Raw genomic sequence first — 1854 nt, forward strand, 5'->3', positions numbered from 1 at the left:
ATCTCCTTTAAGGCCTGAAACACTTTCATCATCAGTAGCGGCGACAGCCCCATGGAGGGTTCGTCCAGCAGCATCAAACGGCGGCCGCTCATAAATGCCCGGCCGATGGCCAGCATCTGCTGCTCTCCGCCGCTCATGGTCCCCGATGCCTGTGATCGGCGCTCTTCCAACCGGGGAAAAATTTCGAACACCCGTCGAATATCTTTTTTGACATTGTCCCTGTCCTTGCGGGCAAAGGTGGCCAGTTGGAGGTTCTCCATCACCGTCAGGTTGCCGAACAGACGGCGGCCTTCGGGTACGTGGGTAATGCCAAGTTGGCTGACCACCTTGTCTGCCGGAAAAGCGAGCAGGTCTTTTCCCAGGCAGGTCATGACCGACCCGGCCTCAACCGGTACCATTCTTGAAACCGCCCGCAGGGTCGTGCTTTTACCGGCGCCATTGGCACCGATGATGGTGACGATTTCACCGGCGTCAATATTGAAACTGATCCCTTGCAGAGCTTTGATATTGCCGTATGACACCCGGAGGTTCTCCACGTTGAGCAGCATCAGAAGTCCACCTCCTGTTCGCCGATGTAGGCCTCGATAACCTTTGGATTGTTCTGGACCTCGTTGGGCGTTCCCTCCACGATGACCTGGCCAAAGACCAAGACCTGCACGCGCTGGCACAGCTCGTGAACCACCCGCAGTCGGTGTTCGATCAGAAAAATGGCCAGGTTGAAACGCTCATGGGCGGTGCGCACCACCTCGATCATGGCCATCATTTCATCCGGTGTCATGCCCACGGTGGGTTCGTCCAGAAGCAGGACCTTGGGTTCGATCACCAGGGCGCGGGCCATCTCCACCCGGCGCTGGGCACCGTATGGCAGGTTGACCACCAGTTGATCGGCAAACTGATCCACGGCAAACATCTTTAGATACTCCATGGCCAGTTCCGTTGTATACGCTTCCTCGCGCCGGCGTTTGGGGGTGTCCAGAAAGGCCCCCAGCAGGCCATAGGAGAGTTTCGAGTAGCGGGCCATTTTGATGTGTTCCAGCACGGTCATGTGGCGCCAGAGCTTCATCTCCTGAAACGTCCGGGCCAGGCCCATGGCAGCGGTCTGGTTGGGTTTCTTGCCCACCAGCTCCTCGCCATCGAAGATCACGGACCCTTGGGCAGGACGATAAATGCCGGTCATCAGGTTGAAGATGGTGGTCTTGCCGGCACCGTTGGGCCCGATGAGACCGGTAATCTGGCCTGGGTCCAAGTTCAGATTGTACTTGGAAACGGCCTGCAGCCCGCCGAAATTGTGGCTCATGTCAGTGACGTGAAGCAGCGGCATATTATTCCACCTCCTTGGGTCCGAACACCTGCCGAACATCGAATTCCTTGAAGGCGATAAGTCCGGTGGGCCGATAGATAATCACCAGAATCAACAACAGGGGGATGACGATCCATTTGAGAATTTCCAGCGGCCGCAGCGCCTCGCCCAGCAGGCTGATGGACACCGCACCGACAATGGAGCCGTAGACCGAATTCAGGCCACCGAAATAGACCATGGCCAGCACTTCGGCCAGTTTCTGGACGCTGAACATGGCCGGATTGACGTAGCGCAGCACGTGGGCCAGCAGGCCGCCGGCCACACCGGCCCAGAAAGCGCCGAACAAAAAAGCCGTCATTTTGGTTTTTCGGGTGTCCACGGTCATAGCCTCGGCCGCCGATTCATCGTCGCGCACCGCATTGAGGGCTTTGCCCATGGTAGACGTGACGAAGTTGTTGATGGTCCAGACGCCGAGAGACATGGTGATGAAAATAACCGGCAAGGTCGCCCAGTCCGGCTGTCCGGAAATGCCCCGGGAACCACCCAAGGCCTGC

3 protein-coding genes are annotated in these 1854 nt (G+C 58.0%); all 3 read right to left on the bottom strand.

Annotated elements, in window-relative coordinates; translation table 11 throughout:
• Positions 1–548 (bottom strand): ABC transporter ATP-binding protein (locus ABYV26_RS24920; RefSeq protein ID WP_372684045.1); only part of this gene is annotated, 548 nt, incomplete at its 3' end.
• Complete coding sequence (locus ABYV26_RS24925; RefSeq protein ID WP_372684046.1) at positions 548–1321, bottom strand: ABC transporter ATP-binding protein; 774 nt, start codon at positions 1319–1321, stop codon at positions 548–550. The genes ABYV26_RS24920 and ABYV26_RS24925, both read right to left, overlap by 1 nt.
• Before the next feature lies 1 nt (position 1322).
• The coding region (locus ABYV26_RS24930; RefSeq protein ID WP_372684047.1) for a branched-chain amino acid ABC transporter permease at positions 1323–1854 on the bottom strand (532 nt) is incomplete at its 5' end.

It is taken from the genome of Desulfosarcina sp. (genome assembly GCF_041551955.1).
In the GTDB taxonomy this organism is placed as follows: Bacteria; Desulfobacterota; Desulfobacteria; order Desulfobacterales; family Desulfosarcinaceae; genus Desulfosarcina.